Consider the following 4,169-nt stretch of genomic DNA (forward strand, 5'->3'; position numbering starts at 1 on the left):
GCCGGAGCCCGCCCACGGCGCGCCCGAGGGGTACGTGGGCCGACGGCGGGCACCCGAATCTCCGGCATCCGAGCCGCCCGCTCCCGAGTCGGCCCGCGGCCGGCATTCAGCTCCCGGCGAACCCGCCCAACCAGAGCCGCCTCCGCCGCCGCCCGAACCGCAGGAACCCGAGCAGGTCGAGGACGTCGAGGACGGGGCGCACGCCGGCGGGCAGTCGGTCGCGGACCTGATGGCCCGGCTGCATGTGTCGCCGTCGGGTGGTGGCCGGCGCAGGCGCCGCGAGGACTGAGCTGGGTGTTGAGCTAGGCTGAGTGTCGACCGTCCGGTACCCGCAGCGCGGGACTGGAACGAAATCTCATCAGAATCTGCGAGGTCCTGCGATGGTGCAGTCCCCGGCCGGCCGGGGCGCACCCCACGACGGACTCCGCCCGGCCCGGCTCACCGTTGGGGTGATCTCGGCAGGCCGGGTGGGCACCGCCCTGGGGGTTGCGCTCGAACGCGCCGAGCACGTCGTCGTCGCCTGCAGCGCGGTGTCGAAGGCATCGCGCCAGCGGGTTCGACGTTGGCTCCCCGACACCGCGGTGCTCCCCGTCGACCAGGTGGCCGGCCGCGCCGAACTGCTCCTGCTGGCCGTCCCCGACTCCGAGTTGTCCGCCCTGGTGGCCGGGCTGGCCGCGACCGGATCGGTGCGTCCCGACACGATCGTCGCGCACACCTCGGGCGCCAACGGCGTCGCCGTGCTGGCACCCCTGGCCGAGCAGGGCTGCATCACGCTGGCCATCCACCCGGCGATGACCTTCGCCGGCACCGACGAGGACGTCGACCGGCTGCGTGGCACCTGCTTCGGCATCACCGCCGCCGACGAGATCGGATACGCGATCGCGCAGTCACTGGTGCTCGAGGTGGGAGGCGAGCCCTTCCGCGTCCGCGAGGACGCTCGCACGCTGTATCACGCGGCGCTGGCGCACTCGAGCAATCATGTGGTCACGGTCCTGCTCGATGCGGTCGACGCGTTGCGTGCGGCGTTGTGGGGGCAGGAACTGCTCGGTCAGGACGCCGTCGACGACACACCGGGCGGAATCGCCGAGCGGATCGTCGGCCCGCTGGCGCGGGCCTCCCTGGAGAACGCGCTGCAGCGGGGTCAGGCGGCGCTGACCGGACCGGTGGCGCGCGGTGACGCCGCAGCGGTGGCCGGCCACCTGCAGGCGCTGACCGAGGTGAATCCAGATCTGGCCGAGGCCTACCGGACCAACTCGTTGCGCACGGCCCAGCGTTCGCAGGCACCGGCCGCGGTCTTCGAGGCGCTGGCGAAGGCGGTACAGCCATGACGATGGGCAGGGCGCCGAAGTTCGCCGCCGGGGAACTCAACGTCTATACGCGACCCCGGGATGTATCCGGCGTGGCCAGGGCGCTGCGGGCGACAGGTCGCCGGATCGTGCTGGTGCCCACCATGGGGGCGCTGCACGACGGACATCTGGCGCTCATCAGGGCTGCCCGCCGGGTACCCGGTGCGGTCGTGGTGGCGTCCATCTTCGTCAACCCGCTGCAGTTCGGGGTGGGGGAGGACCTCGAGGCCTATCCGCGCACGCTGGACGACGACCTCGATGCGTTGCGCGCCGAGGGCGTCGAGATCGCATTCACCCCCACCGCCGACGACATGTATCCGCACGGCACCCGGACCACGGTGGTGCCCGGTCCGCTGGCCGCTGAGCTCGAGGGGGCCTCGCGGCCAACGCATTTCAGCGGAGTGCTGACGGTGGTGCTGAAGCTCTTCAACACGGTGAGCCCCGACCGCGCCTACTTCGGCGAGAAGGACTACCAGCAGCTGGCGTTGATCCGGCAGATGGTCGGCGACTTCGATCTGGCCGTCGAGGTGCAGGGGGTGCCGATCGTGCGGGAATCCGACGGACTGGCGATGTCGTCGCGCAACCGCTACCTCGACCCGGTGCAACGTGACCAGGCCGGTGCGTTGTCGGCGGCGCTGCTGGCCGGCATGTACTCGGCCTCGGCTGGTGTCCCGGCCGCGCTCGACGCGGCCCGCGCCGTGCTCGACGAGGTGCCCGCCATCGAGGTCGACTACCTCGAGATCCGCGACCCGCTGCTCGGCCCGGCGCCGGCGCAGGGGCCGGCCCGGATGCTCGTCGCGGCCAGGCTGGGCCGCACCCGCCTGATCGACAACATCGCGATCGATGTCGGCGCCAGCGCCGGCATCGACGGTCACCCGCGTGTCGCACCCGGCGAAAGCCACGAACTGCCCTGGAGGAACTGATGTTACGAACCATGTTGAAGTCGAAGATTCATCGCGCCACGGTGACCCAGGCCGACCTGCACTACGTGGGCTCGGTCACCGTCGATGCCGATCTGATGGATGCCGCGGATCTGCTCGAAGGCGAACAGGTGACGATCGTCGACATCGACAACGGTGCCCGGCTGGTCACCTACGTCATCACCGGAGAGCGCGGCAGCGGGGTGATCGGCATCAACGGCGCGGCCGCTCACCTCATCCATCCGGGAGATCTGGTGATCCTGATCGCCTACGGCACCATGGAGGACGCCGAGGCCAGGGAGTACCGCCCCCGGGTGGTGTTCGTCGACGCCGACAACCGGCAGGTCCACCTGGGCTGCGATGCGGCTCACGTGCCGGCCGACGCCGCCGAACTGATGTCGCCGAGGTGAACTGAGTGCTCCTTGCGATCGATGTCCGCAACACCCACACCGTCGTCGGGCTGATCTCGGGGTCCGGAGAACACGCCAAAGTCGTTCAGCACTGGCGGATCCGGACCGAATCGGAGGTCACCGCCGACGAGCTCGCCCTGACGATCGACGGTCTGATCGGCGACGACGCCGAGCGCCTCACCGGCGCGGCCGGTCTGTCGACCGTGCCGTCGGTGCTGCACGAGGTGCGGCTGATGCTCGATCAGTACTGGCCGTCGGTGCCGCACGTGCTCATCGAGCCCGGGGTGCGCACCGGAATTCCGTTGCTGGTGGACAACCCCAAAGAAGTCGGCGCCGACCGGATCGTCAATTGCCTTGCCGCCTATCAGAAATTCGGTACGGCCTCCATCGTGGTGGACTTCGGGTCCTCGATCTGCGTCGACGTGGTGTCGGCCAAGGGAGAGTTCCTCGGCGGCGCCATCGCCCCCGGCGTGCAGGTGTCCTCGGATGCGGCCGCGGCGCGCTCGGCGGCGCTGCGCCGCATCGAGCTGACCCGACCCCGGTCGGTGATCGGGAAGAACACCGTCGAGTGCATGCAGGCCGGTGCGGTCTTCGGGTTCGCCGGGCTGGTGGACGGACTGGTGAACCGGGTGCGCGAGGACGTCGACGGTTTCGGCGGCAGCGACATCGCGGTGGTGGCCACCGGCCACGGTGCGCCGCTGGTGCTACCGGACCTGCACACCGTCGAGCATTACGACCGCCACCTCACCCTCGACGGCCTGAGGCTGGTGTTCGAGCGCAACCGCGACGGTCAGCGAGGCAAGCTGCGCCAGGCCAAGTGACCGGGTCAGAAGAACGTGTGCACGAGGTCGACCACCCGGTCCTCGCCGTCGAGCACCGGGATGAGCCGCCACTTGTCGAACACGGTGCACGGATGTGAGATCCCGAACCGCAGCCAGGTGCCGACGTCGGGACGCTCGGCCTGGCCCAGCTCGAGGTAGGCGTGCTGATCGTTGAGCCGGGTGACGGCCGCGTCGGCGAGGTCGAGCACGACGGGCAGCCCTTGGTCGAAGGCCACGTCGCGGCGGCCCATCGTCAGCACCGCGAGCCCGGGTTCGGGACGCGAGACCACCTGTGCGTGGACCTCCAGCGCCGGGCGCAGGCCGGGTAGGCCGGTCCGGGTCAGCGGTGACGTCCGGGCATACAGGCCGTGGTCGTGGGTCACATAGCACCCGCTGCGCAGCACCGTGCGCACCTGCAGTCCGTCCGGCCAGTCGCCCAGCATCGCGGCGACGGTGTCGAAGTAGGTGCTGCCGCCGGCGCTGACGAGCACGGTGTCGGTCTCGAACAGCGGCCCCAGCCGGGTGACTGCCCGGCGCAGTTCGTCCAGGTGAGCGGTGACCGGGGCCAGGTCCTCGTCGCCGAGGCCGTGCCCCAGCGCCGCCTCGTATCCGGCGACTCCGACCAGGCGCAACCGCGGCGAGGCCGCCGCCGCCCGGGCCACGGCGTCGGCG

Annotated in this window: 5 protein-coding genes and 1 pseudogene; 5 read left to right on the plus strand and 1 reads right to left on the minus strand. The window is 70.9% G+C overall.

What is annotated here, in order from left to right; genetic code table 11:
- The 5 genes and pseudogenes from ACXAID_RS27205 to ACXAID_RS27225 all read left to right on the plus strand — a co-directional run.
- Positions 1-289, plus strand: a pseudogene (locus ACXAID_RS27205) (DUF6779 domain-containing protein); the annotation flags it as partial.
- Between the two features lie 91 nt (positions 290-380).
- The gene (locus tag ACXAID_RS27210; RefSeq protein ID WP_475025285.1) at positions 381-1,328 is read left to right on the plus strand and encodes a Rossmann-like and DUF2520 domain-containing protein; all 948 of its coding nucleotides are present in this window, start codon (positions 381-383) and stop codon (positions 1,326-1,328) included.
- The gene (panC, locus tag ACXAID_RS27215; protein WP_475025286.1) at positions 1,325-2,269 is read left to right on the plus strand and encodes a pantoate--beta-alanine ligase; all 945 of its coding nucleotides are present in this window, start codon (positions 1,325-1,327) and stop codon (positions 2,267-2,269) included. Before ACXAID_RS27210 ends, panC begins: the two co-directional genes overlap by 4 nt.
- Positions 2,269-2,676: an aspartate 1-decarboxylase gene (gene panD / locus ACXAID_RS27220; RefSeq protein ID WP_475025287.1), complete on the plus strand. Its 408-nt coding sequence runs from the start codon at positions 2,269-2,271 to the stop codon at positions 2,674-2,676. Before panC ends, panD begins: the two co-directional genes overlap by 1 nt.
- A gap of 5 nt (positions 2,677-2,681) precedes the next feature.
- Entirely contained in the window at positions 2,682-3,497 is an 816-nt protein-coding gene (locus ACXAID_RS27225) for a type III pantothenate kinase (RefSeq protein ID WP_475025288.1), read from the plus strand.
- A 5-nt stretch (positions 3,498-3,502) separates the two neighbouring features.
- On the opposite strand, the gene ACXAID_RS27230 is transcribed toward ACXAID_RS27225, so the two are convergent.
- A partial coding sequence (locus ACXAID_RS27230) for a type III PLP-dependent enzyme domain-containing protein (protein ID WP_475025289.1) occupies positions 3,503-4,169 on the minus strand: 667 nt, incomplete at its 5' end.

It is taken from the genome of Mycobacterium sp. ABE4_509 (genome assembly GCF_056160785.1).

Coding starts and splice junctions, on each gene's coding strand:
- ACXAID_RS27210 (WP_475025285.1), top strand. CDS start 381: ATGGTGCAGTCCCCGGCCGGCCGGGGCGCACCCCACGACGGACTCCGC.
- panC (WP_475025286.1), top strand. CDS start 1,325: ATGACGATGGGCAGGGCGCCGAAGTTCGCCGCCGGGGAACTCAACGTC.
- panD (WP_475025287.1), top strand. CDS start 2,269: ATGTTACGAACCATGTTGAAGTCGAAGATTCATCGCGCCACGGTGACC.